The sequence below is a fragment of the Paenibacillus periandrae genome, from assembly GCF_022458865.1.
Lineage (GTDB): Bacteria > Bacillota > Bacilli > Paenibacillales > NBRC-103111 > Paenibacillus_S > Paenibacillus_S periandrae.
Window position 1 is genome coordinate 202,315 of the sequence record NZ_JAJNMU010000003.1, and the last position, 24,775, is coordinate 227,089.

The window sequence follows — 24,775 nt, forward strand, 5'->3', positions numbered from 1 at the left end:
TCCACCATGTCCAAATTGATAGTTAAGCCGGAGCAGGCGCCTAACGCTGAAGGAACTGTTTTAACCGTTACTCCGCAATCGGCCGGTTGGGAATATGTTGGTTTTGAGGTGCTGAAGCTTTCGGAGGGTCAGGTTGTGAAACGCGAAACCGGAGATCAGGAGGTATGCCTGGTACTGCTCAGTGGAAAAGCGGATATAGCGACCCATAATGAGGCATGGCAGGGAATTGGGCAGCGGATGAGTGTATTCGAAAAGACACGGCCTTATTCCGTATATGTGCCCAACGCTGATCATTACGAGGTTCGTGCGTTGACTGCGGTAGAATTGGCGATATGCTCAGCACCAGGACATGGCAATCACGCGGCGCGTTTAATCGGACCTGATCAAGTAGGCGCAGAAACCCGTGGCTCTGGCAGCATGGAGCGGCAGATTCATAATATTTTGCCGGAGCAGGAGCCTGCCGATAGTTTGTTAGTCGTGGAGGTATTTACGCCGAATGGCCACTGGTCGAGCTATCCTCCGCATAAGCATGATCGGGACGCACTCCCTGAGGAGTCTCTGCTGGAGGAAACGTATTATTTCCATGTTCAGCCGGAGCAGGGCTTTGCGATCCAGCGAGTGTATACAGACGACCGTTCGCTAGATGAGACGCTTGTTGTTCAAGATGGTCAAACGGTGCTGGTGCCTAAAGGCTATCATCCGGTTTCTGCACCTCCGGGCTATGAGGTTTATTATTTGAATGTAATGGCTGGACCAAACCGGATTTGGAAGTTTCATAATGATCCTGATCATGCATGGCTCATGCCGAAACCACGTTAATCCTATATGTTGTTGAATATGTATGGGATTGATGATTTATCTCATGAAGCATAGCTGTGCAGCACGTAGAAGCTGGGCCTGTTCGCCATCCAGCTATAAAGACAGCAACCTATGAGGGAACCAGACCTCGTTACGGTTGCTGTCTTTTCGAGTATTTCGATTTTTAAATTCAGGTTAGATGAATGTTCTCAAAATAATAACAAGCAGAATGAAGAGAACAAGAATAACACCTGTAGATGTACCCAAGCCATAGCCAGCACAACTACCACAACCTACACCACCAAGACCAGCGCCATATCCCATAGTTCCAACCCCCTTCCATTTAACCTTCTGTATGTTATGATGATTAGAGGCTTGTGGATTGGACTTATGGAAAATGTGCGTTTGGTAGGGAGATAATCAATAGATTATGAGGTGAAGCCATGGACATATGGTCTTATCCGTTGGGTATATTTAAACCGGAGGAGCATCCGACCTCAGAGCATCGTGCCATATGGATGGAGGACATCACTCTAATTCCCAAATCACTTCGATTGACGGTGAAGAGCCTCAATGCCGAGCAGCTGCTGACACCTTATCGGCCCGGCGGTTGGAATGCCCAACAGGTCGTACATCATTTGGCTGATAACGATATGAATGCTTATATTCGGTTTAAAAGAGCTTTAACCGAGGATACCCCTGTTGCAGGCTCTTATCGCGAAGAATTATGGGCTGAATTAAGCGACTATCAAGAAGCACCCATAGAAACTTCATTGCTGCTGCTGGAGTCGCTTCATCAACGATTTGTAGTATTGCTTCGTTCATTGTCACCTCATCAGTTTCAGCGTACTTTTATAAGTCCGACTCATGGTACTATGACGCTGGATATCGCGGCTCAAAGATACGCGTGGCATGGGCGGCATCATATCGCCCAAATCAAATCACTTAAGGAACGTATGGGCTGGATTTAAGCCTTATTGAGATATATCGCTGTACTTATTGTCATAAAAAGTCGTATTCTGCTTGGCCGGTTGGTCGTGCGGGTTGCGGCTTTTTTGCGTTTTTTCCGACAAATGGTACGGCATCAACCTGAATTATCCAAGTCAGTTACCTGTATGTATCGACAAGTCTCAACTCCGGTAGTAGGATATGGGTATTACAGCATGGAACAAGCAGCGGCACAAAGAGAAGCGGATACTTAATATGCAAGCCGCCTTGAAGGACGCTAATAGTTAAATGCTCACGATACCAGCGTTCTTTTGAACGCTCTTAGGAGGTTTTGTTATATGTTTCAGGTACTGATAGCTGAAGACGAAATATGGATTCGTGATGCGGTTGCAGAAATGGTAGAGCGACTTGCACCTCAATTCAATGTCGCAGGTGAAGTGGGGAACGGCGATGAGGCCTGGAGCTTTATTCAGGAGCATTGGCCGAGTATCGTAATCACAGATATTATGATGCCGCACAAAAACGGTCTTTGGTTGTGTGAAAAAATCGATCAGGCTCATCTCCCCATCGTTACGATTGTTGTAAGCGGTTACGACAATTTTCAGTATGCCAAAAAAGTCATGCGTTACGGAGTTACCGAATATTTATTGAAGCCGCTTGACGAGGAGGAGCTGCATGGTGCTCTGAAGCGATCGATCCAACGGCTGGAGGGTATGACCGAAATTCATGAAGGTGTACTTAATATCCAAAAGTTTGTCGAGCATTTGCCGGAAATGAGCCGGCACACCGTGCAATCGGAGCTAAACAATTTGTTAACAGCCATCTTCAAGCTCAAGCTCACGACCCCAAGCTATCGCAAGAGCGTATTCGCTATTTTATCGTCCAAATTGAACGAGCTGCTGCAAGCATTTGGCACCCAGCAGACGCATATGTCCTTAGCAACTGAGGATGAGCAGGCGATTCGTAAGCACTTCACAGATCTCATCCAAGCATGGATACTGATTTATCCCCAATATGCGGATCAAAGCGGTAATGCCTCGATTAAACGGGTATGCGAATATATGGATGTTCATTATTTTGAGAATTTTGCTCTGGCGCGTCTGGCTGAAATGTCACATATGAGCATTTCTCATTTTAGTATGCTGTTCAAAAAAACGACAGGCCAGACCTGTTTAAACTACTTGAACCTGATTCGGATTCGTAAAGCCAAGGAGCTGCTGCAGGAGCCCGACTTGAAAATATATGAAATCGCCGATATGGTCGGTTATTCCTCGCTGCCCTATTTTAACCGGATTTTCAAACAAATTGTTACGATTACCCCAGTGGAATACAGAAAGAGAATGGGCCTATGAGAGCCTTCGTGATACTGCGGAAATTTTCGATCAAAATGAAGATGGTGCTCGCCTTTCTCAGTGTCAGTGTATTATCGGTGCTGCTGCTGGGATTGCTGTCCAATTATTATTACAGCAAGGCGGTTGAAAAAGAATTTTTTAACATATCCAATGAGGCGACAGCACGTTTGAATTACCATCTCGATTATTATTACCAGCAGCTTCAGCAGTCCACGCAGTACTTGATTCAGAATGATACGATTCAGGAATGGCTGACCAGCAAAAGCTATACCAATGTCGATAAGCAGAACGTGGAGAAGGAGCTGAGGAGATATCTGGCTCTGAATTATTCGGAGATTCAGGGGATGTTTCTTATTTCCAAATCGAATCAGATCGTGTCGATGGCGCAGTATTTTGGCAAGCTGGATCGTTTTGAAGACGAGCCTTGGTATGGCAGGCCGGTATCCCCGAATATTATTATCCTTCCAACACATACCGCCAAATATGAAGGAGCTTACGGTCGACCGGTCATGTCCGTACTGCTGCCGATCTATGATAAGGAAACGCTGGAGCTGATCGGGACTTTGGCTGTAGACATCTCTTTGCAGGAAATAGATCGTGCATTCAAAAGCTCGCAGCTGGCCAAATCGGGCATATTTTTTATTTTGGCAGGGGACGATTCTATTGTGTACCATCCGAATGAGGAATTGAACGGGCTTCAAAAGAGACAGACTGAGCTTGCAGGCCTGAAGATTCCGGATAAGGGAGAGACCGCGATTCAACGGTTTCGTGGAGACGATTATTTGATTGGCAGCTCACTTTCACCTGTAACCGGCTGGCGGATCGTATCGTTGGTCCCTTTTGCAGAAGTCGCGGTAGGCTTAAGCTCGGCAAGAATTTCGATGCTGCTGGTGCTCGCTATTATTACATGCCTCGTCATTCTGGTGGTTCCGTTATTGTCCAATCGTTTTGTCGATCCGATCCTTACCTTAAGAGGCTTGATGAGACAAGTAGCCAAGGGTGATCTGAGTGTGCAAACGGAATCCATACCCGGCCAGGACGAGCTGCAGCAGCTGTTTCACAGCTTTAATATTATGGTCAAGCGGCTTGATGAGCTGATTGTAACTAATTCGAATCTGCAGCTGAAGGAAATGCAGGCGCTGCTGAAGCAAAAGGAAACGTTAATCAAGGCGCTGCAAAATCAAATCAATCCCCATCTGCTCTACAATACGTTAGGCATCATTACGAGTATGGCCTATCTGGAAAAGGTACCGGTGATCGAGAGAATGGCCCGCAATCTGGCCGATGTGTACCGCTATACAGCCCAATTCACGGATATGGAAGTGTATCTGGAGGAGGAGCTGGGGCAGCTTCGCAAATATTTGGATATTATTCATGTCCGTTTTCCGAAGCATTTTCAGAGCCGTTATTTTATTAATGAAAAGTTTATCCGCTGCCGCGTTGTGAAGTTCATTCTTCAGCCTATTGTGGAAAATGCCGTGAAATATGCGATTGAGCCGAGAGGCGGGGAAGGTGTTGTGATCGTTAGTGCGTACGATGAAGGGCGCGATCTGATCATTGAGGTAGCGGATAACGGTCCTGGAATAGCGGACGCGGAATTACAAAGGATTACCGAGCAGCTGGAGATGATTTCGACCACCGTTGAGCAAAATTACACGCAGCAGGATTCTCTTGGGTTAGCTAATGTTCACGCGAGGCTGGTGCTGCAGTATGGCAATAAATATGGCATCAAGCTGAGCTCGTTCCCGGGACGGGGTGCTGTCGTATCGATTCGAATACCGATTCATCTCGAGTAAGTAAGATTGAATCGGAAATCATAGGATCAGATAATGTATTCGCTTTCAACATGCAGTATGTTGGTTATGTAAGATTCATATTGCCTGAGGGGGAACGTAGAATGGTTAAATGGATGAAAATATCCGCTGCAATTACACTGTCTGCCAGCATCGTTACAGGATGCTCGCAAGGTGCACCAAGTGGGAATGCAGCCGTAGACAAACCCGCAGATAGCAAGCCGGCTAACGCATTTAGTGAGAAAATCAGCATTAACATGATGTCAATCGCCTATGAAGGCGGTGCTTGGTCAGACAAACATCCGGTCATTGATGAATTAAATAAAAAGCTGAACATTGATTTAAAAATTCAATGGGTTCCATCCGACAACTATGTTGAAAAACTAGGTGTTATGGCAGCGTCTAATTCGTTCCCGGACGTATTCAGAATCAACAGCGCTGAGTTTTTGAAATGGCGCGATAAAGGCGTATTTCTCGACATAGCGCCGATCCTCAAAAACTATCCGAATTTAACGAAGGAAATACCGATGGAAACGTATGCTATCGGTAATCCGAAAGGTAAAATCTATGCGTTGCCCAACTGGACTCCGGAATCCCGGGAAACCCTATTCATCCGTCAGGACTGGTTAACCAAGCTTAATTTGAAGGCTCCGACAACGACCGATGAGCTGTACGAGGTTGCCAAAGCTTTTGCCAAAAATGATCCGGACGGTAACGGCAAAGACGATACCATAGGTTACTCCATTGCGATCCAGAATAACAGAAGCTTCAGCCGTGCTGCCGATCCGATCCGGTTTGCTTTTGGACTTGCTAATGGCTGGAAAGAAGTGAACGGTGCTATTGTTCCATGGCAGGCACAAACGAAGGAATTGAAGGATTTCCTGGGCTTCATGAGCAGAATGTATAAGGATGGAATTCTCGATAAGGATTTTGCTATCAATAAAGGACAAGACCCGGATTTCAAATTTGAGGCCAATAAGGTTGGATTTACCGATGTACCTGCCACCAATATTTATGACACAGGACTTCCGAATTTACAAAAGCTGGTGCCTACCGCTCAGGCCGCTCAGCTAATACCACCGAAGGGTCCTACAGGTCTTCAAGGGAATACGACCTATGCGACAACCAATAAGGTTGTTATTAATGCCAAGATCGATCAGAAGAAGCAGGAACGAATTATGGCGTTAATGGATTATATGGTCACGCCTGAAGGGCATTCACTGATCACCTACGGAGTAGAAGGTATTCACTACAAGAAAACCGGTGAGAAATACGAGGTGCTTCCGGCATTCGAATCGGATCGTCCGATGTTGATTAACTTCTGGTTCTTCCATAAGCTGGATCCGCTTAACACGGTTCGGCCATGGGAAGATCAGGAAAAGCCGAAAAAAGTGCTTGCTCTGTTCGACGTGAACAAGAAGTATGCGGTGATCGACAAAGGAGCAGGGTTATTCTCGGAAACGTCTACCAAATCGGGAGCTACGCTTGACCAGAAGCTGATGAGCGAGATGGTAGCGATCATTATGGGTGAAAAGCCTGTGGATGCAATTGAAGCAGCCGTAGATGCATGGAAGAAAAATGGCGGAGACAATATTATATCTGAAATGAACGAACAGTATAAATTGACGAAATAAGCAATGAGCATGCCTGTCCCGAAGAGGATCAAGCTGACATCATGCTAAGGAAAGGACAATGATGTATGAAAGCGATAAGTACGGAGAGCAAGCTGGAAGGCACTCTTTCATTGGCTAAGAACAAAAGGAGCTACCGTGCCTGGAAACGGGGGATTCCCCTCTATCTGATGATTTTCCCGGGATTGTTGTACTTTATCATTTTTAAATACATCCCCATGGGTGGGGTCCTGATTGCATTCCAGTCGTTTGATCCCTTCGAGGGATTTCTTAACAGTGATTGGGTAGGCCTTGATAACTTTCGCAAGCTATTTGGGGAGCAGGACTTTATGCTGCTGCTCAAAAACACCCTGATTCTGAGTGGGATGAATTTATTCCTGTTCTTCCCGGCTCCGATTCTGCTCGCTTTATTGCTTAATGAGGTCAGGCAGGCATGGTTTCGCAAAATTGTGCAAACGGTTGTGTACATCCCGCATTTTTTATCGTGGGTTATCGTCGTCAGTATTACGATTCTGCTGTTCTCGGTGCAGGAGGGCGGTGTCAACAAGCTATTGATGGAATGGGGCTTCGACCCGATCCAGCTGCTCACAGATCGTGGATATTTCCGTTATGTATATGTATTTCAAAGCATATGGAAAGAGGCTGGATGGAGTGCGGTTATTTTCTTCGCCGCACTTGCTTCCATCGATCCCACCTTATACGAAGCAGCCGTTGTTGACGGGGCGAGCCGTTGGCGGCAAATGTGGCATATCACGTTACCTGGATTAAGAACGACCATCATTATTTTGTTCATCCTGAGGGTCGGCTATTTAATGGATACCGGCTTTGAACATATCTTACTTATGCAAAATCCAACGAACCTGCAAGTATCGGATGTATTCGATACGTTTGTCTATCGTACCGGTATCGTGCAGGGAGACTTTAGCTATACAACAGCAGTCGGGCTATTCAAATCGGTAATTGGGCTGTGTCTTATTATTGGTGCTAATCGGATAGCGAAGAAAGTCGGAGAGGAAGGGGTCTATTGAGATGAAAGCACATGATTTCAGAGGTAGGGCTCCTGTATACCAAACTGTCGTTTTCTCTTTGCTCGTTCTCGTTGTATTGATAGCTGTAGTTCCATTCCTGTATGTGCTGCTGGCTTCCTTTGCCACGAAGCAGGAAATTTTAACACGAGGCTTTTTTCTGATACCGAAGGTTTGGACGACTAACGCTTATGCCTATTTGATGGAAAACCGCAATTTTCTCAAGTCTTTTCAAAATTCGGTTGTGATCACAGCTGCAGGAACGACCATTAGCATGGTGCTTACAACTTTAATGGCGTACGGATTATCCAAAACCTGGTTGAAGGGACGCAGAATTCTTAATTTCCTCGTTCTGTTCACGATGCTGTTCAGTGGAGGCATGATCCCGCTGTATCTGCTTGTCAGAGGCTTGGGCTTGCTGGACAGCTATTGGGCTTTATTCTTAACTGGAGCGATTGCCCCCTTTAATCTGATTGTAATTCGCAGCTCATTCCAAAATTTTCCAATAGAAATTGAAGAGTCGGCACGAATCGACGGCTGCTCGGAATTCGGTATGCTGTGGAGAATTGTGATTCCACTCTCGATGCCGGTAATCGCAACCTTTACCTTATTTTATACGGTTGATTATTGGAATTCGTACTTCAGCGCCCTCTTATATATTAATCAATCGGACAGGTTGCCGATACAAGTGTTCCTCCGTCAAATGCTGATTCAACCGAGTGAAAATATGGGGGCGTCCGTGGAAGGCCTGGAATTCAGCCCGGCTGTACGAATGGCTGCGGTTGTGTTCACAGCGGCTCCGCTGCTGGTGGTATATCCTTTCCTGCAAAAGTATTTCAACAAAGGAATGCTGCTTGGTTCGGTCAAAGGCTAGGAATTTACCTTACATCTGTAAGGATAAATATTCTCCTAATTAATCCGTCTTACAGAGTCCTGATCACTATATAAAAGTACGATGAATACCAAAGACGTATTCAGAGTGCCCTAATTACTGCACTCAAAAAAGTACGGTGAATAATAAGCGGAGCGGCCAGGGTGTTCCGGAGATAGCGGAGCGGTGCCTTTGTTCCCCGCTTATTACCGCTAAATGTTTTATACAATCTGAAAATAGGGGAACAACAGCAATCGAAGGAACACCTTGACCGCGCAGCGACTCTTATTCACCATACTTTTAATCCCATCCTTAAAGGAGCTAACCATAATGGAAAAAAACTTGCTCGGCACGAACGTCATTGCACAAATCGGAATATTGGTTCATGACATTGAGAAGACCTCACAGGCGTATGCCGACTTTTTTGGAGTCGAAAATCCGGGCTGGGCAATAACCGGAGCAGTAGATGTCGCAGAAACGGAATATCGGGGTGAACGTTCGGAAGCGAGAGCCAAGCTGGCATTTTTCAAAATGGGCTCGCTGCAGCTGGAGCTGATTGAACCGGATGAGCATCCGAGCACTTGGCGTGAATATTTGGATGAGCATGGAGAAGGTCCGCACCATATCGCTTTCAGGATCGAGGGCATGAAGGAGATCGTCACGAAGCTGGATCGCAATCAAATGCCCCTCGTGCAAAAAGGCGAATACACAGGCGGAAGATATGCCTATATCGATTCGCTGGAGCCGCTTAAAATCATTATTGAGCTGTTGGAAAACGACAAGAAAAACTAGCCAGTATACATCATTTAAACAGGAGGCTACGGGTATATGGAGCATATAGAGAATCATAATCTGGTGAAAATCGGAATTGTTGTAGACGACATCGAAGAGGCAGCCAGGCATTATGCAGAGCTGTTCGGGATCGAGATGCCAAAGATTCGGGTTCCTGATCCGGATCGTGTGCCGCAGCACACGGAAAGCGGATACACGTGGTATCGAGGTAAATTCATCCGCGGACAGGTGAAGCTTGCCAACTTGCAAATGGGACCCGTGACTGTGGAGCTGCTGGAAGCGTATGATGAGCCAGGTCCATGGAACGAGTTCAAACAGCTGCAGGGCCAAGGAGTTCATTTTATAACGTTCACCGTTCCTGGTTTTGAGCAGCATATTGATTTTGTAGAAAGTAAGGGCTATCCACTAACCCATAAAGGGGAATATGGAAGTGGTAGATACAGCTATTTTGATACAATCGCCAAGCTGGGAGTAACCCTGGGTCTGCAGGAACTGGGCAAACCACTGAATACACCCGTTATGCCGCAGGCAGGCGGTGAGCCAGCATGAATATTCTAATTACTGGTGCAAACCGCGGTCTTGGCTTTCATCTGTCGACAATTGCGGCGCAGCGGGGCCACAAGGTTATCGCTGGTATTCGCGCTGCAAGTCCGGATGGTCAACTGCTTGAGCTGATCAACCGTTACCCCGGCCAAATCAAGGCTGTAGAGCTGGATGTCAGCCGTGAAGATACGGTTGCCCGGTTAGCAGAAACGCTGCAAGCGGACAATCAAGCTGTAGATGCAATCATCAACAGCGCTGCAATCCTGCTCGGAAGAGGGGGAACACTGGAAACCCTTTCGCTGGATGATGTTGCACAAAGCTTCGAGGTCAATTTATACGGACCGATGCGGGTAGTCAAGCATTTGCTGCCCTTGATGCCGGACGGAGGCCAACGGATCATCCTCAACATATCCTCGGAAGCTGGAAGCTTGTCCAATGCCTATGGTGGAGATTATCCGTATGCGCTCTCCAAAGCCGCGATCAATATGTTTTCCAAGCAGCTGAAGAAGTATGTGAAAGCCAAAGAAATCCGCGTGTATGCGCTGCATCCGGGCTGGATCAAAACAGATATGGGCGGAGAGAAGGCTCCTGGAGATCCGTTGGAAAGCGCTACGGGCATTCTGGATATTGTGGAAATGAAAAAAGAGATTGCTCCTGAGCACTATTTCATTAATTTTAAAGGCGAACCGATGCCGATCTAACACTAATCATGTGGCAAGGATGGAGGGGAACAGTACATGAAGCCTATTTATGCAATTGTTGGAGATTACTACCATGCCGAGGAACCGATCAGGGAAGCTCTGAACCTGGCAATAAAGCCCCTTACGGACAGCGGCTCCTATACATTGGAGTACATATCGGCTGAGGAACTGACGGAGCGGCTGCAGACAAAACCGGCGGCCGTGATTCTTTTCAAGGAAGACAGGGTTAATCCAAAGGATGAAATCGTCCATCATTGGTTAACGGAGTCCATATCGGCAGCTATTGTCCGTTATGTGGAAGAGGGAGGAGGCTTCCTCAACTGGCATTCGGGTCTAGCCTCTTATCCACCCGATTCGGCATTTGTGAACATGCTGCGCGGTTATTTTATTTCCCATCCGTCCAAAAATCAAATGGTTCAGTATCACGGTACGCTTCCTTCAGATAACTCACAGGGGAACTCGAAGGAAATGTCATTCGAAATTATGGATGAGCACTACTTTGTTAGCTGTGACGAAGCCAATACGAGCGTTTTTCTGAGATCGGAATCCATCGACGGCAGCTCGATTGCAGGCTGGCAGCATACGTCAGGTCAAGGTAAGGTTTGCTGCCTAACTCCGGCGCATAACAAGGAGGGACTGCTGCACGATAGTATGATTGAGCTGCTCAGAAGCTCAGTTCAGGCTGTATTGTGACTCAGGATGAAGCAAAGGAGAAACGGGTATGATTCTCGATAAAGTGGCTTTGGTAACTGGTGGGAGTCAAGGAATAGGGCTGGCTATAATGCACGCCCTACTGCGTGAAGGTGCTTTTGTCGCTGCAGTCTCCCGGGATGCTAATAACTTGCAGCAGGCTCTGGATTCAGTTGATCCCCAGTATTGGGATCGTGTTACTGGAATTCAAGCCGATGTGAGGAGCGAAGAGGAGGTATACCGTGCCGTTCAGCAGGTCATGTCAACCTATGGGCGTATCGATATCCTCATTAATTCGGCCGGGATCAGCATGCGTGAGAAGCAGAATCTTCAGGATACGGATGTTACCGAATGGAACCGGATGATCGATATTAATTTAACAGGTACTTACCTGATGTGTCGCGAAGTCATCCCTGTGATGAAGTCACAGGATTTGGGATACGTTATTAATATTTTATCGACGGCGTCGTTTCGAAGCGGCTCCGGGAATGGGCTGTATGTGGCATCCAAATATGGCGCACGGGCTTTAACCGAAACGATCATCGAAGAAAATAGACGTACCGGAGTCAGGGTGACTTCCGTAAGTCCTGGAGCTGTTGACAGTACGATCTGGAATCATAAAACCGAGCCGATTACACAGGAAGAGCGCTCGACGATGCTAAAGACCGATGATATCGCGAGCATTGTTGTGTATTTGGTCAATCTCCCGCCCCGTGTTCATATTGATAATATCACGGTAACCCCTTGGTATCGTTAATCAAATTATTATAGTGAAGTCACCTGATGAGCTTCATGCAGGTGATTTTTTCTATACAGTAAATTTTTACATATTTCCTTGCATAATTTCCCCTCTGATTGCAGAACCTTTAAATCAAAAGGAGGGAAAATTATGCAGGATCGCAGGCATGCATGCGCGGTACTTGGTCTTACCGAGGATGCTATTGAGAAAGAAATTGAAGACCGATATTTTTTTCTGATGAAAAGGTACAAACACCTGGATGCAGATGAGCAGCCATCCCCCGGTGAACCTATTTTTGCCAAAATAAATGAAGCATACCGCTTTTTAATTGGCTATACGCCGCTGCAGCCGGTTGTTTTTCGTGAGCTGGGTTGGAAAGAAAAAGTTCAGCATGTTCGGGACAATTATATGATGGAGATTACGTACTCAGTTGTACTCGTGCTATTCATATTCGCTGTAGGTGTAGGGGTTACCGAGTTATATTGGGCCTTCAAGGCAGGAACCAACGATGTCGGCGTGTATTCCCCAACGGATTTCCCGATGTCCGAGCACGCGGGTAAGAAATAAATACAATTTAATCACATGAATTGTTAATAAGCCGCATCAAAGATGAGCGGCTTTTCTTGTTGAAGCATTTATACATTTATGGAAATGGATGCGGGTAAGGATTAAGCTGCTCCAATGTTAGAGGCTGCTTCACATATCCAAGCTCTGCCGGTATACGCAGTACCCTTTCTAGTCCTGATAAGCGCGTAAGGTTATGTCCGAATGTCATCGGCAGCATGCCCGGAATGATCACTTTCACACCATGCAAATCGTTGCGTAATGTTTCGGGTGTTGTCTGGTTGACGACAATGACATCGAGCTTCAAGCTTTTGAACACCATAAGAATGTCCTTCAGATCCTCTGTCAAATCTGTGTGTTGGCTGGTTGTCTGCTTAAACGCTTCAGCGAACGTTTGCAGGGGCTGATGGTTATCCAGCAAAAAATGCAGACGCTGCTCCGCCTGCGGCAGGCCATATAACACGCAGTGGTCCTCCATATGGCGAACCAGGGATGAGTCCTCGAGCATATTCAGGTAGGTTTCACGGTTGGCTTCCAGCTTCATATTAATCGATCCGATCATGCCGGCCAGCTCATGAATCGCGCTTATCGCGGCTCTTATCGGATCCAGATGAGCACCTGCTGCACAAACAAGATTTGCTCCTGTTGACCTGGAGTTTTTCGCCAATGCCCATACACTCGGAATTCCATTCTCCATCGTAATGTTGAACAAATGAACCTCGTATCCAGCTACCGCCCGCAAACGGTCGATCATTAAGCGCAATTCCTTGCTATCAGCTGAATAAGCATCAAGACGTGGTACCGGAAGCTGTGCGTACCAGGTCATCAGGAATGAATCACGTTCTACAACCTCCAAAATTCCATATAAAATCGCTTCTTCCAGACTGCTGCCGAGCGCGCACCCGTTGGAGGCTTCATTTACGTATCCGTCGCCATAAAGCACACTATAATACGCCAGCAGCTCTGGAACAAGAATCGGGCGTTTCTGCATAAACGAATAACCCCAAACCCAATCAATCGGGTGATTTGGATGAAACGCCTGGAATGGAAAATCCTCCTGCTCATACTGTTCATCCGTATACACTCCTACAGCAATCGGATTGATCGCTTGCTCGGCGAGATTGCTATAGGCATCACGAATCACAGTTCGTTTACCGCGCGGTGCCTGGCTGCAATATCGCTCCAAGCCTTCCAATATCGCTGTCAGCGTGCTAATTGCATAAGAATGAGTGCGGCCTGCTGTCACCTCGTCTCCCGCAAACAAGAGAAGATTGGCATGGACAGCAGAAAAGGGCGAGGTTAAATCTGGCTGGAATACATTAAATAGTCCGGTTCGGAAATCGAAATAATCCTTGATCAGTGTTTCCTTCAGTTCGTTAACCGAACGGCAGCGATAGCTGTCCGGACTGCTCTTGGGATTTGGCTTCAGCTTAATACGGGCTCTCGTCGTCGTATCATCAGGTAATTGACCGCACGCAGGACACAAAGGATCGGGTAAAAAGAAGTGCAGCGAGCTTTTCAATGTTATTAAGTTGACAAGATAGATTTGTCCTTCCGTTAGTGCATGTTTACCCAGCAGCACTCTTTGTACTTCGGCTTCAATTAAGCAGGACATGTGCAGCAAGCCAGCGAGCGAAATGCCCGATTCATCAAGCTCGTCCCCGTATACCAATCTTCTCAGCTGCTGCTCTGACATTTCCAGATTGCGTCCTGCCATCTGGTACCGCGTATCCGCACATAATGAGCATCCTGCTACCCCGGGTCGTACTATGGGGCCGATCACACCTTCATCACCTAATATGCAACCATGGATCCAAGGGATGCCAATCGGCTGTATCAATTGCTCAATTTCGGTATACAAGAACGAACCGGCTTCATCCTGTAGAACAACAATTAATTCTACGGCTTCTGGTACCCCCTCATGGAAATCGTTACGGCGGACGATTGAATAGGAAGGAGACATTGTCCGGTACACGCGGTCCGCAAGCCTTCCCTCACCGACAATCGCGATGACAGATTTCATAGGGAATCCTCCTCTCTCAGCAGAACACCCCACACTCCTACAGGCCCTTCTTTTAAAAAAGGCTCATAACACATATCGATCACATGCAGTCGCTTGCTGCTGCGTTTCAGGATTTGCAAGGCAGTAGCCAGGATTTCAGATGATGTTCGCTCTGGTTCAGAGGGAAAGATCAGGTGTGCAGGTTGTTGGGATTCCAGTATCACGGAAGACGCTCCGAGGCCTGATGGCGGGAGATGTGTATTAGTTATAAACTGCAGAGCTTGCTGCAGCACGCTTTTCAGAGCTAATGTCTTATTCAAGCCTACGCCACCATACCAAAGACCGTTTGTACGTACCCATACAACAGGAAACCCGTACAATTCCATACCGAGACCGACCGTTGGCACTCCTTGTAAAAGCGTTAATATCTGCAAATAGTATTTACAGTGTTCGTCCTTAACGTTATCGAGCTGCACTTGATAGATAAGTGGCTTACGGTTGGTCAACAATTGGGTCCATGTATTCGTCAAGCACATATGCAAGCCTCGGCATACGCCTTCGACGATCGTTTCACCCGCTCCTGCACCGACAAACGGTCGGATGTCAATCCCATTTCCTTGATTATTCTGCTGCGAGGAAAGCTTAGGTATGTGCAAGGATGACAATTGCATGATATAAGCTTCAATTCCGACCAATCCTGCCTCGCGACGTGCCTCTTCATGGGTTAAACCTGAGCAAATCACATCGGGCAGCAGCTTGGCGGGGCCGTCCGAGAGAGGATCAGCAACCTGAACTCTGCACTGTGCCAGCGGCAGCTGAACCAAATCGCTTTCCTCCCAAGTATGAAAAATCCCTGCTGTGGATGACGTTAGTCCGCTGAAATAGGAAAACCACCCATAGGGTTCTCTTTCCTCTTCAGTCAGCAGCTCGGGAGGAATTTCGAATTCTTTTTCATCGTCTGTAAGATCAGGTAGAGTAAGAAGTCCGGTAACGAGCGGATGGGGTACAAATGAATGCCAATCGCCTTCCAGCGTATTTAGATTAAGTAAAAAGAAAGCATGCTGCGCTTCAGATTCAGTCGTTCCCGAGATCGCCTTGAGCCACTCGAACACCATGACGTTAGCCAGCATGATTCCTACTGTGAACGAGAAGTCTGACGAGTGGTGAGTGCTGCCAAGAGCAGCTTGGTGGAGCCGTCGCCACGCAGATTCCCAGCAGGTCTCTATGTCCGGATGGACAAGCGGGCCAACCAGTCCCGCTTGCTGCATACAGAATGCCGGCAGCAGCAGCTTCTGCTGCTCTTTGCAAGCCGCATTCAAGTACCGAAGCTCCTCGATATGAGCATCCTGCGAAATGTACAATATCGAATGAAAGGGTGCGATTGCCTTGTGCCATTCCGTTCTCCCGCTGCTATCCAGACAAAGTTCTTCTATCACGGCCGTAGGATTTGTTAAACGAGCATGCTCGACCCATTCCTTCAGCCGCTCACGATCGGTAGGTACGGATTCAGTAATTAGTATATGGAAACGGAGCCATCCTGATTCAAGCAACACGTCAGCCAAAGAATACAAAAAAGGACCGCAGCCGATCACCAGCACCTTGGTATGAAGGTAAGGCTTTAAGGGGACGAACGATTCAGAGTTTTTCATATCATCCTCCTGAAGGGTCGGGTTAAAATCAACATCGATACTTACATCTTTTATCGTATGTGCGAGGCTTTGTCCTTCATGCTTCAATTCGCACATATTAAAAAGGACAGACGAATGATTGCATTCGACCTGCCCTCATATGGATGATTTCTCGATCCCAAGGGACGGAGAAATCATTGCCGTATTCATCGGAACATATCCAGCTGTGCAGCGGATATCCAATAGATTGGAAAACTTTGATCAGTGTACTTCGGGTTTTCCCATGTTAAGATGAAACTCTCTTAAAGAGACAGCGAGTTTCCAAGCTGCGCAGCTTGTTTTTTTAAGAGACCCAATTCAGGCCGAAGCTTCTACTAGAGGCATGGGGGAACCTATTATTTGGGGTGAAGCCTTATATATGGCCGGGTCCTTACTCTTTGATCCGAACCCGTCAGCTAACCTCATAGGCCGTAAAAAAGAGAGGATGTTCAAAATGATTTTGAAGAAATCTGTATTAACTGGTTTACTCGCTCTGGGTACGATTGTTGGAGCTACAGCTGCTTCAGCTGCTCCATGCACGGTAACTACAGGTAACGATACGCTGTCAACAATTGCTAAGCAGCAAGGTATTAACTTAAATGATCTGTTTAAAGCTAATCCACAGATTACGAATGGAAATAATATTTGGCCTGGAATGGTATTGAATCTTCCTGGCATAGGTGCTGGACAAGGATTAGGCTTTGGCTTCGGCTCAGGAGCAGGTACCAATGTAGATAAAGGCACGAACGTAGACACAGGCACAAATACAGATACTGGTTCCCATACAGGAACAGGAACAGGTTCTGATACAGGTACTACAAATCCTGGAACAGGAACTAGTGTGGAAACTGGCTCAGGCTCGGATTCAACGGTTCAGCAAGGGACAACGGAATCAGCATTTGCCAGTCAAGTAGTCGATTTAGTGAATCAGGAACGCGCGAAGGCGGGTCTGAATCCGCTGACAAGCGACAGTGCATTGTCCGCTATGGCTTTGGATAAAGCGAAGGATATGTATAATAATCATTATTTTGATCACAATTCGCCTACCTACGGTTCTCCATTTGATATGATGAACCAGTATGGCATCAAGTATACGTATGCTGGTGAAAACATTGCTATGGGTCAAAAGACTCCGCAGGAAGTCATGACTTCATGGATGAACAGTGAAGGACATCGACAAAATATTATGAATCCTAATTATACAAAAATTGGTGTGTCTTATTACAATGGCGAGTGGGTTCAGGAATTTATTGCAAATTAAGCATATAACCCCCTTTTGCCAAAGCGAAGGGAGATAAACAACGAATGAAGCGAGTGAAAACATTTGTTGCCGGGATCGCGCTGCTTCTGATGAGTATGGGTACAATGCATACGGATCAGGTTCAAGCATCGGCTCTATTAACTAAAGGAAGTTCAAGCGGGGATGTGTGGGACCTGCAGTTCCGTTTAAGAACAATAGGGTATGATCAACATGTGCTGGATGGGCAATTTGGTTCACAAACCCTGGCAACAGTTCGCCAATTTCAAAAAGACTATGGTTTAACATCAGATGGTGTTGTTGGCGACCAAACTTGGAATACGTTAAAAAACTATTCGTTAAATCAGGCCGAGCTGGATATTATGGCCAAAGTTATTTATAGTGAGGCACGTGGTGAGCCCTATGAGGGTCAGGTTGCAGTCGGAGCCGTGATCATGAACCGGATACAATCCGGACAATTCCCCAATAATATTCATGATGTTGTATTTCAACCGGGGGCGTTCACGGCTGTCGATGACGGTCAATATACACTGACCCCTGATTCAACCGCATATTTGGCGGCGCAGGATGCTTTGCGTGGCTGGGATCCAACGAATCAGTCACTTTATTACTTTAATCCTAGGACAGCTACCAGCAAGTGGATCTGGTCTCGACCCCAGACCGTAACGATAGGAAATCATATATTTGCCAAATAATGCTGTGAAAGACAGTAACCGATTATGGGATCAGATTTCATAACGGTTACTGTCTTTTGTATGGTCTATTTCAAATTAAAATGTTCTCAAAATAATAACAAGCAGAATGTAAAGAACCAGAATAACACCTGTGGTAGTTCCCCAGCCGTAACCTGCACAACTGCCACAAGAAGCGCCAACTCCACTTACATATCCCATAGTTCCAACCTCCTTCCGATTCACCTTATGTATGTTATGAAGGCGAATGGCTCATGGATTGGACTCATGAAAAATGTGCGTTTGTAGGGGAGGAACAAGTCGTTCCAAGACTGATAGAGTAACGTATGATATGATGTGGGAGAAGCCGCCAACTGCTCCCATGCTAACCCATAGCCCACCTCAAAAAAGACGGATTCCTTCGGGAGTCCGTCTTTTTCTTTAAGACTCACTTCAATAAAATGGCCTGCTGAACTGCCTGCCAATTAAAGCTATTAAGTGGTTTGCAGAACAAATTTTTCTACAACATGCTTGACTCCGTCTTCATTGTTGGACAAGGTCACATAATCAGCAATTTCCTTCAGCGACTCCACGGCATTGCCCATGGCCACACCGAAGCCTGCGGCCTCCAGCATTTCATGATCGTTCCAGCTGTCACCGATCGCCATTACTTCAGACATCTCATAACCAAATCGCTCAGCCAAAAAGCGGATCGCGTGACCCTTTGTACCTTCGCGATTCACGATTTCAAGGAAATGAGGCTTCGATTTGGTAATATGCACGAGATGACCGATTTCATTGCGCAGCTCTACTGCGACTTCATCCAATCGACCGGGGTCATCGATAATTAACAGCTTGGTCGATGGCTTATCCGCCAGCTCATGAAACTCCGGATATACCGTATAAGGGATCTTGGATAGAGCAGCATAATCTCTGCTTTTATCATTATCAGCTTGTACATACAAAATATCATCTAAATAGGTTTGCAGATGCAGCCCATTGCGCTCACAATATTCGAAAATATGATGTGCCGCGTCATTGGGAACTGTGCGTTCATAAATCGTCGCGCCATCCTCGGAATTTTTCACCAGCGAGCCTTGATAGGTGATGAGCGGAACATTCAAGCCGAGCTGGGCAGCCATCTGTTTGGCGGATGCATACATCCGGCCGGTTGCCAGCGTCACAGTCACGCCCTGAGCGAGAGCTTTCTCCAGAGCTGACTTGGTGCCCTCGGTTATTTCCTTACGGTCGTTGATCAGCGTATCATCAATATCGATTGCGAGCATTTTGTACATCGTGGTTCCACTCCTTTGTCTGTCTACGGCTCTTATTATACATGAGAACAAGGAAGATGATAAAGGTACTGAAAAAATAAATATTAAGAAATTGTAAACGTTTTATTGACAATATTGACTAATACCGTGTATGATGAGAGCAAGTTAATAGTTGTGTAGGAGAATAGGAGATACACATAAACTGCTTGTTTTATGACAAAGCATTTTATGTGTTTTTTTATTCTCCAAATATGGTTCTCTGTTAACCAGAAAAGCTGAGTAAGCGTGTCAGTGAACATCTGAATAACAGGATCAAGGAAGAAAGCTTAAACTCGACAGAGGTCATTTCTGCGAGTAATGAGGGAACGCTCCCACAACTGATAAACATAAGCTTTTCAAAGAAAGGGGTATGCAATTTGCCATCCGATGAAAGCGTTTTAATTAAGACGGACAGTGCATTACTTAGAAAGAAAAAGTTAGGAGAAAATCTGTTAGCCTATTTGTTTTTGGCCCCTTCATTAATTCTGTTTATAACCTTTTTATTTTACCCTATGTTGAAATCTGTATACCTGAGCATGACGATTACAGACCCCCGCGGAAGGGTCGTTGAGTTTGTTGGACTGGATAATTTCGCGGATTTGTTAACCTCAGGTCAATTTTATTCGAATTTGAAAGTAAGTTTGCTGTTCATTTTGTTAACTGTGCCGACTTCGATCATTTGGTCTCTCTTTTTGGCGGCGATTACGCATAACAAACTGCGTGGGATGAAGGTATTTCAGTTTATTTTTTCACTGCCTATTGTTATTTCTGTGGGTACCGGTTCAATTATCTGGTTTTTGTTGTTCCACCCGACAGCCGGTATGCTGAATTATTTCTTAAGCTTTGTTCATATCAGTCCCATTCCGTGGTTAACCGACCCTTCCTGGGCACTGGTATCGATATCCCTCATGACGATTTGGATGAACATGGGCTTCCTGTTTATCGTATTATCCAGCGGGCTGCAAGGTGTTCCTGAGGAAATATATGAAAGCGCCAAAATTGACGGCTCCGGACCTGTACGGACCTTTCTCCAAATTGTTTTGCCACTATTGACGCCTACGATCTTTTTTGCCCTAATTGTATCGGTTATTGGTGCCTTCCAGACATTTGGGCAAATTCACATTTTAACTAAAGGCGGCCCTATGAATTCAACCAATGTTGTCGTGTATTCGATTTATCAGGACGCGTTCGTTAATTTCCGTTTTGGGATCGGGAGCGCACAGGCATTGATTTTGTTCGTGATCATCCTGGCCTTGACCTTGTTCCAGTTTAAAGTTTTGGAGAAGAAGGTGCATTATCAATGATTACAAAAAGAATCACACCGGTTATTCAGTACCTGCTGCTGCTTTTAATGGCTCTCGCGGTTTTGTATCCGCTGTTATTTAGCATATTATCGTCGTTCATGACGGAGAAGGAAGTTTCCAACTTTCCACCGCCTTTATTCCCATCCCAATTGTATTTGGGGAATTTCAAGCAGGCTATCGAAAGCTTTCCCATTATCCGTTTCATTTTGAACAGCTTTATCGTGTCATCGGCAATCATGGTGAGTCAGGTCATTACATCGAGCTTAGCCGCCTATGCCTTTTCCTTCATGAAGTTTAAAGGGAAAAACGCTTTGTTTGCGATCTTTCTCGCTACGATGATGATTCCATGGGAAGTCACGATTATTCCGAATTACTTGACGATTAAAAGCTGGGGTTGGATGGACAGCTATCAAGGTTTGATTGTGCCTTTTATGGCGGGAGCATTTGGTGTATTTCTGCTTCGCCAATTTTTTCTGCAACTGCCAAACGAGCTGTTCGATGCATCAAAAATCGATGGTTGCGGACACATCAGAAACTTTTTCTCGATTGTTCTTCCACTTTCGAGACCGGCGCTATCCACCCTTGGGGTGTATGTTTTTCTGACGCATTGGAACCACTACCTGTGGCCATTGCTCATTACGAATCGACCTTCCATGAGAACGGTGCAAATTGGAGTCGGTATGCTTCAGCATGCTGAGGTTATGTCGTGGAACCTTATCTTGGCAGGTGTTACCTTGGTGCTGCTTCCTTCTTTTCTTTTACTGGGTATGGGCGTTAAGCAGCTGGTGGGCGGAATTACCGCAGGAGCTGTAAAAGGATAAACAAGACTTAATGATCCGGCTGTTACCATCAGGCCTATCATATATGTAACCATTTTGAATGAGGAGAGGGAAAAACGATGAGAAAAAAAGGGTTTACGGGATTACTAGTGGCTTCCATTATGATTTTTCTAGCTGGATGTAACGTCAATATGGGCGAGGGCGACGGTGCTAAAAAAACAACAGAAGCGCCCAAGGCAGGTGAAAGCAAGGCCGGTAGTGGCCCGAAAAAAGTTGTATTCTGGCATGCCATGGGTGGATCGAATACCAAGGTTGTTGACCAATTGGTGACCGATTACAACTCATCCCAGGATAAAATCAAGGTAGAGGCTGTATTTCAGGGCAGCTATGACGACCTGCTCAGTAAGCTGAAAGCTTCGATGGGCACGAATGATGGCCCGTCCGTTGTCCAGATGTATGAAATCGGAAGCCGTTTTATGATCGATTCCAAGACGATTACGCCGATGCAAAATTTCATCGATGCCGATAAGTGGGACATTTCGCAGCTGGAGCCGAATATTGCCGGCTACTACACATTGGGTGGCAAGCTGTATTCGATGCCTTTCAATACGTCTAATCCTATCCTGTATTACAACAAAGATTTGTTCAAAGCAGCTGGTCTTGATCCCGCCAAACCGCCAAAGACATACGAGGAGTTGAAAACAGCGGCTGATGCGATTACGAAATCCGGTAAAGCTACTGGTGCCAACTTTGCGATTTATGGCTGGTTTGTTGAGCAGTTCTTCGCTAACCAGGGAGCCGAATATGTTAACAACGGGAACGGCAGAACTTCGCCGGCTACAGAATCGCTGGTGAACGCGGATGCAGGGGTGAAGACTTTGACCTGGTGGAAGGACCTTGTCGATACGAAAGCTGCCAACAATCTGGGACGTAAAACAGATGATTCCAAAAAAGCATTTTCGGCGGGGCAAGTGGGTATGATTCTGGAATCCACAGCAGCACTTAAAGGGCTTGTAGACAGTGCGGCCGGTAAATTCGAGGTTGGAACCGGATACCTGCCTAAACCTGCGGATGCCAAAGAAGGCGGCGTCGTTGTCGGTGGAGCGAGCTTATGGATGATGAATAATAGACCGGATGATGAGCAAAAGGCGACATGGGATTTCATTAAATTCGTGTCCTCACCGAAAGAGCAGGCTTACTGGCATATCAATACCGGATACTTCCCAATTACCAAAAAAGCTTACGATGAAGATTCGGTTAAAGAAAACCTGAAAAAGTTCCCGCAATTCCAGACCGCTATTGATCAGCTGCATCAAACCAAGCTGAACACGGCCACACAAGGCGCAGTCATCGGTGTATTCCCTGAAGCCAGACAAGTCGTTGAAGGTGCGATTGAAGAGGTGCTGAACAACAAGAAGTCACCTAAGGAAGCTTTGGATGGAGCCTCCAAAGAGATCAGCTCGAAAATTCAACAATACAACAAAACGGTAAAATAAACGAAAGGGGCTGCGGCCCCTACCAGAAAGGGCAAGGTATGTCGAACAATAAACCTATGATTATTGCACATAGAGGAGCAAAAGGGATGGCCCCGGAAAATACTCTGGGTGCCTTCCAGCTTGGTTTGGATCAGGGCTGTGAAGGGATTGAACTGGATATTCATTTGACCGCTGATGGTGAAATCGTAGTGTGCCACGACCTGACATTGGATAGGACGACTAACGGCAAAGGCCGTATTGTGGAGAAGAAGCTGTCAGAAATCAAAGCCTTGGACGCGGGCTCCTGGTTTGGAGACGAATTCAAGGGAGAGACGGTTCCTACCTTGAATGAGGTTATGGACCTTGTGCCCGATACGATCATGGTCAATGTGGAAATAAAGTATGCATACGAAGGTCAAATCGAGCATAAACTGTTAGACTTGCTGAAGCAAAGAAATCGTCTGAATAACGTGGTGATTTCATCCTTCGACCATAAGTGTGTAAGGCGGATTAAGCAGTTGGAGCCCGAAGCTAGAATCGGATTGCTGTATCAATCCAATTTACTGGATCCAACTGCCTACGCACGCAGCTTTGATGTCGATGTGTATTCGCTCCACCCTTATTATCAACTGTTGGATGCAGAGGATGTACAGAAAGCCACAGAGAGTGGACTTTATGTATATCCTTATACAGCAAATGCAGAGAGCGATCTGCTGAGGCTGACCCAATTCGGGGTTTCCGGGATTATTACTGACTATCCGGGTCGATTGGGTGCGTTATATAAGGACAGGGAATCGCAATAACCTAATAATCTGTGACAGGCCCCCCAAACGTTGCCCTTATGAAGTAGACAATGTTAAAATCACTTTTAATCACGAAAAAGCCTGATCCAAACTTTTAACTGGACACAGGCTTTTTTAGCTTATGCGGAGTTAACCATATCACCAAGAGAGGAGACTGGATTTGATGAGTGTTTGGGAAATAAGTCATTGGGAACTGGTCGTTCGAATGATATTGGCAGTAGTCCTGGGCGGTTTAATCGGTATTGAAAGAGAATGGAGTAATCATGCAGCGGGCTTTCGCACGCATATCTTGGTGTGCCTCGGATCCGCTACCATCATGCTTTTATCCAGCTACGGGTTTTCGCAGTTTGCCAATGAATACAATGTGAGAATGGATCCCGCACGTTTGGCGGCACAAGTCATTAGCGGCATTGGTTTTCTGGGTGCCGGGGCGATCCTTCGTAATGGAAATATGATCAAAGGACTGACAACAGCCGCATCGGTGTGGGTTGTTGCTGCAATCGGTTTGAGTGTGGGCGCCGGTTTTTATATGGGTGCCTTGCTGTGCACGTTTCTTGTATTGATCAGCTTGTTTTTGTTGAATAAATGGGAAAAACATTTGCTTCGCAATCGAAGATACCATGAAGTGGGTATTCATATTATCGACAATCCAGGCTCGCTCGGCAAGATTGCGACGATTTTGGGGGATTACGATCTTGCCATCGTTAATTTGAAAATGATACCGAACGAAAGTACGCCGGACGATCCATTAGCAGTGCCGTCCATGCAAATCCTGTTCAGCCTGAAAATTCAAAAGCAGGAGAATCTGGTTATTGCCCTGGAGCATATTGCGAAGCTGGACGTCGTACTTTCGTTAGAGTCTCAACATATAACTTCCATGAAAAGCACTGGGTCCAAAATGAGTGTTTTTTCTGAATAAGCTTAATCTGAACGTTGCCCATACCGATGCATGCACTTTCCTAACGATGAACCACATCTTTAGGAAAGTGCATTTTTATATACAATCGTATTCAAATTGTGTGATAGAATGCTAACTAATAGAGCATGTTGATGGAT

The 24,775-nt window shown here is 46.2% G+C and carries 26 protein-coding genes and 1 riboswitch; of the genes, 21 read left to right on the forward strand and 5 right to left on the reverse strand.

Annotated features, from left to right (window positions below; genetic code table 11):
• Positions 1-6: 6 nt before the first annotated feature.
• Complete coding sequence (iolB, locus tag LRL21_RS05885) at positions 7-819, forward strand: 5-deoxy-glucuronate isomerase (protein WP_240414828.1); 813 nt, start codon at positions 7-9, stop codon at positions 817-819.
• Positions 820-993: 174 nt separating this feature from the next.
• Here iolB and LRL21_RS05890 read toward each other — a convergent pair whose 3' ends face one another.
• The gene (locus LRL21_RS05890) at positions 994-1,122 is read right to left on the reverse strand and encodes a sporulation protein YjcZ (RefSeq protein ID WP_240414829.1); all 129 of its coding nucleotides are present in this window, start codon (positions 1,120-1,122) and stop codon (positions 994-996) included.
• A gap of 119 nt (positions 1,123-1,241) precedes the next feature.
• Here LRL21_RS05890 and LRL21_RS05895 point away from each other — a divergent pair, with 119 nt between their 5' ends.
• The 13 genes from LRL21_RS05895 (at position 1,242) to LRL21_RS05955 (ending at position 12,450) form a co-directional block, all read left to right on the forward strand.
• Entirely contained in the window at positions 1,242-1,769 is a 528-nt protein-coding gene (locus tag LRL21_RS05895; RefSeq protein ID WP_240414830.1) for a YfiT family bacillithiol transferase, read from the forward strand.
• A 6-nt stretch (positions 1,770-1,775) separates the two neighbouring features.
• Positions 1,776-2,000 (forward strand): hypothetical protein, encoded by a 225-nt coding sequence (locus tag LRL21_RS05900; protein ID WP_240414831.1) that lies wholly within the window; start codon positions 1,776-1,778, stop codon positions 1,998-2,000.
• An 84-nt stretch (positions 2,001-2,084) separates the two neighbouring features.
• The gene (locus tag LRL21_RS05905) at positions 2,085-3,098 is read left to right on the forward strand and encodes a response regulator transcription factor (protein ID WP_240414832.1); all 1,014 of its coding nucleotides are present in this window, start codon (positions 2,085-2,087) and stop codon (positions 3,096-3,098) included.
• Entirely contained in the window at positions 3,095-4,894 is a 1,800-nt protein-coding gene (locus LRL21_RS05910) for a sensor histidine kinase (protein ID WP_240414833.1), read from the forward strand. The genes LRL21_RS05905 and LRL21_RS05910 overlap by 4 nt, the downstream gene beginning before the upstream one ends.
• Before the next feature lie 101 nt (positions 4,895-4,995).
• Entirely contained in the window at positions 4,996-6,525 is a 1,530-nt protein-coding gene (locus LRL21_RS05915; RefSeq protein ID WP_240414834.1) for an extracellular solute-binding protein, read from the forward strand.
• Between the two features lie 65 nt (positions 6,526-6,590).
• Positions 6,591-7,550, forward strand: a complete 960-nt coding sequence (locus LRL21_RS05920) for an ABC transporter permease (RefSeq protein ID WP_240414835.1) — start codon at positions 6,591-6,593, stop codon at positions 7,548-7,550.
• Position 7,551: 1 nt separating this feature from the next.
• Complete coding sequence (locus LRL21_RS05925; protein WP_240414836.1) at positions 7,552-8,421, forward strand: carbohydrate ABC transporter permease; 870 nt, start codon at positions 7,552-7,554, stop codon at positions 8,419-8,421.
• Between the two features lie 327 nt (positions 8,422-8,748).
• Positions 8,749-9,210: a VOC family protein gene (locus LRL21_RS05930; RefSeq protein WP_076229757.1), complete on the forward strand. Its 462-nt coding sequence runs from the start codon at positions 8,749-8,751 to the stop codon at positions 9,208-9,210.
• 36 nt (positions 9,211-9,246) lie between these two features.
• Positions 9,247-9,759: a VOC family protein gene (locus tag LRL21_RS05935; RefSeq protein WP_240414837.1), complete on the forward strand. Its 513-nt coding sequence runs from the start codon at positions 9,247-9,249 to the stop codon at positions 9,757-9,759.
• Positions 9,756-10,454, forward strand: coding sequence for an SDR family oxidoreductase (locus tag LRL21_RS05940; RefSeq protein ID WP_240414838.1), 699 nt, complete (start codon positions 9,756-9,758; stop codon positions 10,452-10,454). The genes LRL21_RS05935 and LRL21_RS05940 overlap by 4 nt, the downstream gene beginning before the upstream one ends.
• Before the next feature lie 36 nt (positions 10,455-10,490).
• Positions 10,491-11,147, forward strand: coding sequence for a ThuA domain-containing protein (locus tag LRL21_RS05945; protein ID WP_240414839.1), 657 nt, complete (start codon positions 10,491-10,493; stop codon positions 11,145-11,147).
• Positions 11,148-11,175: 28 nt separating this feature from the next.
• Complete coding sequence (locus LRL21_RS05950) at positions 11,176-11,901, forward strand: SDR family oxidoreductase (protein ID WP_240414840.1); 726 nt, start codon at positions 11,176-11,178, stop codon at positions 11,899-11,901.
• Between the two features lie 132 nt (positions 11,902-12,033).
• Positions 12,034-12,450, forward strand: a complete 417-nt coding sequence (locus LRL21_RS05955) for a J domain-containing protein (protein WP_240414841.1) — start codon at positions 12,034-12,036, stop codon at positions 12,448-12,450.
• A 76-nt stretch (positions 12,451-12,526) separates the two neighbouring features.
• On the opposite strand, the gene LRL21_RS05960 is transcribed toward LRL21_RS05955, so the two are convergent.
• Positions 12,527-14,470 carry a TOMM precursor leader peptide-binding protein gene (locus tag LRL21_RS05960; RefSeq protein WP_240414842.1) on the reverse strand — a complete coding sequence of 648 codons (1,944 nt, stop codon included), beginning with the start codon at positions 14,468-14,470 and terminating at the stop codon, positions 12,527-12,529.
• Positions 14,467-16,185: a bacteriocin maturation protein gene (locus tag LRL21_RS05965; RefSeq protein WP_240414843.1), complete on the reverse strand. Its 1,719-nt coding sequence runs from the start codon at positions 16,183-16,185 to the stop codon at positions 14,467-14,469. Before LRL21_RS05965 ends, LRL21_RS05960 begins: the two co-directional genes overlap by 4 nt.
• Positions 16,186-16,427: 242 nt before the next feature.
• A riboswitch (cyclic di-AMP (ydaO/yuaA leader) is annotated at positions 16,428-16,562 on the forward strand.
• Between the two features lie 8 nt (positions 16,563-16,570).
• Between LRL21_RS05965 and LRL21_RS05970 the strand changes: the two genes are divergently transcribed.
• Together LRL21_RS05970 and sleB are read left to right on the forward strand one after the other, a co-directional pair.
• On the forward strand, positions 16,571-17,377 hold the full coding sequence (locus LRL21_RS05970) for a CAP domain-containing protein (protein WP_420832428.1): 807 nt from the start codon (positions 16,571-16,573) through the stop codon (positions 17,375-17,377).
• Positions 17,378-17,466: 89 nt separating this feature from the next.
• Positions 17,467-18,069 (forward strand): spore cortex-lytic enzyme, encoded by a 603-nt coding sequence (gene sleB, locus LRL21_RS05975; protein ID WP_240415082.1) that lies wholly within the window; start codon positions 17,467-17,469, stop codon positions 18,067-18,069.
• A gap of 75 nt (positions 18,070-18,144) precedes the next feature.
• Here the strand turns inward: sleB and LRL21_RS05980 are convergent, their stop codons facing one another.
• Both LRL21_RS05980 and LRL21_RS05985 read right to left on the reverse strand, forming a co-directional pair.
• Positions 18,145-18,267 (reverse strand): YjcZ family sporulation protein, encoded by a 123-nt coding sequence (locus tag LRL21_RS05980; protein WP_240414845.1) that lies wholly within the window; start codon positions 18,265-18,267, stop codon positions 18,145-18,147.
• Between the two features lie 272 nt (positions 18,268-18,539).
• A complete protein-coding gene (locus LRL21_RS05985; RefSeq protein WP_240414846.1) occupies positions 18,540-19,340 on the reverse strand; it encodes a Cof-type HAD-IIB family hydrolase in 801 nt (266 codons plus the stop codon).
• 395 nt (positions 19,341-19,735) lie between these two features.
• On the opposite strand from LRL21_RS05985, the gene LRL21_RS05990 reads away from it, so the two are divergent.
• From LRL21_RS05990 to LRL21_RS06010, 5 genes are all read left to right on the forward strand, one after another.
• Positions 19,736-20,662, forward strand: coding sequence for a carbohydrate ABC transporter permease (locus tag LRL21_RS05990; RefSeq protein WP_240414847.1), 927 nt, complete (start codon positions 19,736-19,738; stop codon positions 20,660-20,662).
• Complete coding sequence (locus tag LRL21_RS05995; protein WP_240414848.1) at positions 20,659-21,483, forward strand: carbohydrate ABC transporter permease; 825 nt, start codon at positions 20,659-20,661, stop codon at positions 21,481-21,483. Before LRL21_RS05990 ends, LRL21_RS05995 begins: the two co-directional genes overlap by 4 nt.
• A 77-nt stretch (positions 21,484-21,560) precedes the next feature.
• A complete protein-coding gene (locus LRL21_RS06000) occupies positions 21,561-22,937 on the forward strand; it encodes an ABC transporter substrate-binding protein (protein WP_240414849.1) in 1,377 nt (458 codons plus the stop codon).
• A gap of 38 nt (positions 22,938-22,975) precedes the next feature.
• Positions 22,976-23,719, forward strand: coding sequence for a glycerophosphodiester phosphodiesterase (locus LRL21_RS06005; protein ID WP_240414850.1), 744 nt, complete (start codon positions 22,976-22,978; stop codon positions 23,717-23,719).
• 163 nt (positions 23,720-23,882) lie between these two features.
• Positions 23,883-24,638, forward strand: coding sequence for an MgtC/SapB family protein (locus LRL21_RS06010; protein WP_240414851.1), 756 nt, complete (start codon positions 23,883-23,885; stop codon positions 24,636-24,638).
• The last annotated feature ends 137 nt before the right edge of the window (positions 24,639-24,775 follow it).

What these genes read in the sequence shown, in the direction of transcription:
- iolB (WP_240414828.1), top strand. Translation starts at nt 7, where the DNA reads ATGTCCAAATTGATAGTTAAGCCGGAGCAGGCGCCTAACGCTGAAGGA.
- LRL21_RS05930 (WP_076229757.1), top strand. Translation starts at nt 8,749, where the DNA reads ATGGAAAAAAACTTGCTCGGCACGAACGTCATTGCACAAATCGGAATA.
- LRL21_RS05915 (WP_240414834.1), top strand. Translation starts at nt 4,996, where the DNA reads ATGGTTAAATGGATGAAAATATCCGCTGCAATTACACTGTCTGCCAGC.
- LRL21_RS05905 (WP_240414832.1), top strand. Translation starts at nt 2,085, where the DNA reads ATGTTTCAGGTACTGATAGCTGAAGACGAAATATGGATTCGTGATGCG.
- LRL21_RS05910 (WP_240414833.1), top strand. Translation starts at nt 3,095, where the DNA reads ATGAGAGCCTTCGTGATACTGCGGAAATTTTCGATCAAAATGAAGATG.
- LRL21_RS05920 (WP_240414835.1), top strand. Translation starts at nt 6,591, where the DNA reads ATGAAAGCGATAAGTACGGAGAGCAAGCTGGAAGGCACTCTTTCATTG.
- LRL21_RS06010 (WP_240414851.1), top strand. Translation starts at nt 23,883, where the DNA reads ATGAGTGTTTGGGAAATAAGTCATTGGGAACTGGTCGTTCGAATGATA.
- LRL21_RS05895 (WP_240414830.1), top strand. Translation starts at nt 1,242, where the DNA reads ATGGACATATGGTCTTATCCGTTGGGTATATTTAAACCGGAGGAGCAT.
- LRL21_RS05950 (WP_240414840.1), top strand. Translation starts at nt 11,176, where the DNA reads ATGATTCTCGATAAAGTGGCTTTGGTAACTGGTGGGAGTCAAGGAATA.
- LRL21_RS05980 (WP_240414845.1), bottom strand. Translation starts at nt 18,267, where the DNA reads ATGGGATATGTAAGTGGAGTTGGCGCTTCTTGTGGCAGTTGTGCAGGT.
- LRL21_RS05955 (WP_240414841.1), top strand. Translation starts at nt 12,034, where the DNA reads ATGCAGGATCGCAGGCATGCATGCGCGGTACTTGGTCTTACCGAGGAT.
- LRL21_RS05960 (WP_240414842.1), bottom strand. Translation starts at nt 14,470, where the DNA reads ATGAAATCTGTCATCGCGATTGTCGGTGAGGGAAGGCTTGCGGACCGC.
- LRL21_RS06005 (WP_240414850.1), top strand. Translation starts at nt 22,976, where the DNA reads ATGTCGAACAATAAACCTATGATTATTGCACATAGAGGAGCAAAAGGG.
- LRL21_RS05945 (WP_240414839.1), top strand. Translation starts at nt 10,491, where the DNA reads ATGAAGCCTATTTATGCAATTGTTGGAGATTACTACCATGCCGAGGAA.
- LRL21_RS05995 (WP_240414848.1), top strand. Translation starts at nt 20,659, where the DNA reads ATGATTACAAAAAGAATCACACCGGTTATTCAGTACCTGCTGCTGCTT.
- LRL21_RS05925 (WP_240414836.1), top strand. Translation starts at nt 7,552, where the DNA reads ATGAAAGCACATGATTTCAGAGGTAGGGCTCCTGTATACCAAACTGTC.
- LRL21_RS05935 (WP_240414837.1), top strand. Translation starts at nt 9,247, where the DNA reads ATGGAGCATATAGAGAATCATAATCTGGTGAAAATCGGAATTGTTGTA.
- LRL21_RS05940 (WP_240414838.1), top strand. Translation starts at nt 9,756, where the DNA reads ATGAATATTCTAATTACTGGTGCAAACCGCGGTCTTGGCTTTCATCTG.
- LRL21_RS05985 (WP_240414846.1), bottom strand. Translation starts at nt 19,340, where the DNA reads ATGTACAAAATGCTCGCAATCGATATTGATGATACGCTGATCAACGAC.
- LRL21_RS05970 (WP_420832428.1), top strand. Translation starts at nt 16,571, where the DNA reads ATGATTTTGAAGAAATCTGTATTAACTGGTTTACTCGCTCTGGGTACG.
- LRL21_RS05890 (WP_240414829.1), bottom strand. Translation starts at nt 1,122, where the DNA reads ATGGGATATGGCGCTGGTCTTGGTGGTGTAGGTTGTGGTAGTTGTGCT.
- sleB (WP_240415082.1), top strand. Translation starts at nt 17,467, where the DNA reads ATGAGTATGGGTACAATGCATACGGATCAGGTTCAAGCATCGGCTCTA.
- LRL21_RS06000 (WP_240414849.1), top strand. Translation starts at nt 21,561, where the DNA reads ATGAGAAAAAAAGGGTTTACGGGATTACTAGTGGCTTCCATTATGATT.